3 protein-coding genes are annotated in these 3,663 nt (G+C 70.5%); all 3 read right to left on the reverse strand.

The window, feature by feature from the left end; all coding sequences use genetic code 11:
- A partial coding sequence (gene recF, locus SSBG_RS14400; protein ID WP_008746844.1) for a DNA replication/repair protein RecF occupies positions 1 to 901 on the reverse strand: 901 nt, incomplete at its 3' end.
- A gap of 95 nt (positions 902 to 996) precedes the next feature.
- Positions 997 to 1,890 carry a phosphogluconate dehydrogenase (NAD(+)-dependent, decarboxylating) gene (gene gnd / locus SSBG_RS14405; RefSeq protein ID WP_008746845.1) on the reverse strand — a complete coding sequence of 298 codons (894 nt, stop codon included), beginning with the start codon at positions 1,888 to 1,890 and terminating at the stop codon, positions 997 to 999.
- 78 nt (positions 1,891 to 1,968) lie between these two features.
- Positions 1,969 to 3,099 carry a DNA polymerase III subunit beta gene (dnaN, locus tag SSBG_RS14410; RefSeq protein ID WP_008746846.1) on the reverse strand — a complete coding sequence of 377 codons (1,131 nt, stop codon included), beginning with the start codon at positions 3,097 to 3,099 and terminating at the stop codon, positions 1,969 to 1,971.
- Positions 3,100 to 3,663: the final 564 nt, after the last annotated feature.

The raw sequence follows: 3,663 nt of genomic DNA on the forward strand, positions 1-3,663 counted from the left end.
GGAGCGCGAGCGCGTACGACCAGGACTCGCCGTGGCTCGCGTAGCCCTTGGCGGGAAGGTCGCCGAGCTTGAGGAGGAGGTCGTCGCGGTGCGGGCCGACGAGGGTCACACCGCGCTCGATCTCCTGCTTGCGCATCTCGCCGAGCGCGGCGAGGAGCTGCGCGGAGAACTCCTCGCGACCCTGCGCTGTACCGGGCGCGGACGGCCGGTACTCCAGGAGCGCCGGGCCGCCGCCGGGGGCGAGCTGTTCGTAGGACTTGTCCACGAGCGGTTGCAGGGCGGCGATGAGATCGGTTCGCTGCGCGAGGAGTTCGGCGCCCGCGCGGGCGAGGTGCTGGTCCCAGATGTCGAGCGTGGAGAGGTCGAGGGTGCGGCCGCCGTGGCGGCGGGCCAGCGCGGCGGATTTCAGCAGCGTGTTGCGCTGCTTGAGGACGCGCTCGTAGTCGGAGCGGACCCCGGCCATGCGGGGCTGGCGGGCGGTGAGGAGTTCGTCCAGGAAGCGGCGGCGCTCGCCCGGGTCGCCCTTGACGAGGGCGAGGTCCTCGGGCGCGAAGAGCACGGTCCGCACGATGCCGAGCACATCGCGCGGGCGGACCTGCGAGGAGCGGTTGATCCGGGCCCGGTTGGCGCGGCCCGGGTTGATCTCCAGCTCGACCAGCTGGCTGCGCTCGTCCTGGGTGACGGCGGCGCGCACGAAGGCGCGTTCCGCGCCGGCGCGGACGAGGGGCGCGTCGGAGGCGACGCGGTGGCTGCCGAGGGTCGCGAGGTAGCCGACGGCTTCCACGAGGTTGGTTTTGCCCTGCCCGTTGGGGCCGACGAAGGCCGTGACGCCTGGTCCGAGGCTCACCTCGGCGCGCTCGTACGAGCGGAAATCGGCCAGCGACAGGTGCGTGACGTGCATGGGCTGAGCGGGCTCCTCGACTCCCGGCGCGGGCTCACCGGCGGCGGGGCGGGGCGCGTCACGTCGACCGTGCCGCACACCGCCCCGCGCGGGTGCTACTTGCTGGTGTTCTCGCTGCTCTTCTCGACCGCGTGGCCGCCGAACTGATTGCGCAGCGCGGCGATCATCTTCATCTGCGGCGAGTCCTCCTGGCGGGAGGCGAAGCGCGCGAAGAGCGAGGCCGTGATGGCGGGCAGCGGCACGGCCTTGTCGATCGCGGCCTCGACCGTCCAGCGGCCCTCACCGGAGTCGGCGGCGTAGCCGCGGAGCTGCTCCAGGTGCTCGTCCTCGTCCAGCGCGTTGACCGCGAGGTCGAGGAGCCAGGAGCGGATGACGGTCCCCTCCTGCCACGAGCGGAAGATCTCCCGGACGTCGGTGACCGAGTCGGCCGCCTCCAGGAGCTCCCAGCCCTCGGCGTACGCCTGCATCATGGCGTACTCGATGCCGTTGTGGACCATCTTCGCGAAGTGGCCCGCGCCGACCTTGCCCGCGTGCACGGCGCCGAAGTCGCCCTCGGGCTTGAGGGCGTCGAAGATCGGCTGCACCTTGGCGACGTTCTCCTCGGTGCCGCCGTACATCAGCGCGTAGCCGTTCTTGAGGCCCCAGACACCGCCGGAGACTCCGCAGTCCACGAAGCCGATGTCCCTGAGACCCAGCTCGACGGCGTGCTTCTCGTCGTCGGTCCAGCGGGAGTTCCCGCCGTCGACCACGATGTCGCCGGGCTCCAGGAGTGCGGCGAGTTCGTCGACCGTGGACTGGGTCGCCGCGCCGGCCGGAACCATGACCCAGACGACGCGCGGGCCCTTGAGGCTGCTCACGAGCTCCTCAAGGCTGGCGACGTCCGACACGTCCGGGTTCCGGTCGTAACCGATGACGGTGTGGCCTGCGCGGCGGATGCGCTCGCGCATGTTGCCGCCCATCTTGCCGAGGCCGACGAGACCGAGCTCCATCACTGTTCCTTAGGTAGCGTGCTGGCTTTCGTACCGGTGCCCGAGCCTACTGCCGGGGGGCCGTGCACACCTGTGGGCTCAGCCGCTCAGCCGTACCGGCATGATCAGGTACTTGTAGGCGTCATCGGCCTCGGCGTCGACGGCCGGGCGACCGCTCAGCAGCGCGGGCTTCGTGGAGGTCGTGAAGGAGAGCTGCGCGACCGGCGAGTCGATGGCGCTGAGCCCGTCGAGCAGGAAGGTCGGGTTGAAGGCGATGGAGATGTCGTCGCCCTCCAGCTGCGCGTCGACGCGCTCCACAGCCTGTGCGTCGTCGCTGGAACCGGCCTCCAGGATCAGCACGCCCTGCTCGAAGCTGAGCCGCACCGGGGTGTTCCGCTCGGCGACGAGCGCGACGCGCTTGACGGCCTCCACGAAGGGCGCGGTCTCGATGACGGCGACCGAGTTGAACTCGGTGGGGAACAGCGTGCGGTACTTCGGGAGGTCGCCCTCCAGGAGGCGCGTGGTGGTCCGGCGACCGGCGCCCTCGAAGCCGATGAGGCCCTCGCCCGAGCCGGAGCCGGAGAGCGCGATCGTCACGTTGTCGCCGCTGGTGAGCGACTTGGCCGTGTCGAGGAGCGTCTTGGCGGGGACGAGCGCGACGGCCGAGATCTCGGAGTCCTCCGGCTTCCACAGGAACTCGCGGACCGCGAAGCGGTAGCGGTCGGTGGAGGCGAGGGTCACGGTGTCGCCCTCGATCTCGATGCGGACACCGGTGAGGACGGGGAGCGTGTCGTCGCGGCCGGCGGCGATGGCGACCTGCTGGGCGGCGGAGGCGAAGACCTCACCGGGCACGGTGCCGGTCGCGGAGGGCATCTGCGGCAGGGCCGGGTACTCCTCGACGGGGAGCGTGTGCAGCGTGAAGCGGGACGATCCACAGGTGACCGTCGCCCGTACACCGTCTGTGGAAATCTCCACCGGGCGGTTGGGCAGGGCGCGGCAGATGTCCGCGAGGAGACGGCCGGAGACGAGGACGGTGCCCTCCTCCTCCGTCTCGGCCTCGACGGAGACCCGCGCCGAGACCTCGTAGTCGAAGCCGGAGAGGCTCAGCGTCCCCTCCTCCGCCTTCAGCAGCAGGCCCGCGAGGACCGGAGCCGGCGGGCGAGCCGGGAGGCTGCGTGCCGCCCACGCCACTGCCTCCGCGAGTACGTCGCGTTCCACCCGGATCTTCACCTGAGCCCGCCTCCTGCGTGATTCCTGCTCGTCTGCCGCCGCTCGCCCGCTCGTGTGCTGCCGCGACCGCTGTGCTGTCTGGTGCCCGCCCGCCGGGCCGGGACCTCGCGGTCTCCGGCGCTCCGCCGGGAGAAGCGAGGTGTCCTCCGGCCCGCTGCGGGGAAGGACGTCGGTGTCCAGTCTGACGCACCGCACTGACAGCTGGTGCCCTTGGTCGTCAAATCGGCCTCCGAGCTCTTCGGGGCCCTCGGAGCGAGTTGTGCACAGCCCCCGCTTCGAAACGAATTCCCAGCTCTCTCTAGTCGTTAGTAGTAGTAGGGCCTGTGGATACCGTGGATAACCCCGTTTTCGCAGCTCAGACCCGGTTTTTTATCCCCAGGGCCTGGGGATGGAGCCTGGGGAGAACCCGGGGTAACTGTGGACAGCCGAAAGTTGTGCACAGGCCGTCCACAAGAGGGGCCGAGTTGTCCCCAGCTGCGTCCCCAGATTCGCGACCGTTTCCCACAGGGGGTCTGTCAGCTTCACTGTGACGCCTTTCACTCGCGCCAGTGAGAGCCCGTGTTC

The sequence above is a fragment of the Streptomyces sp. SPB074 genome (assembly GCF_000154905.1).
In the GTDB taxonomy this organism is placed as follows: Bacteria; Actinomycetota; Actinomycetes; order Streptomycetales; family Streptomycetaceae; genus Streptomyces.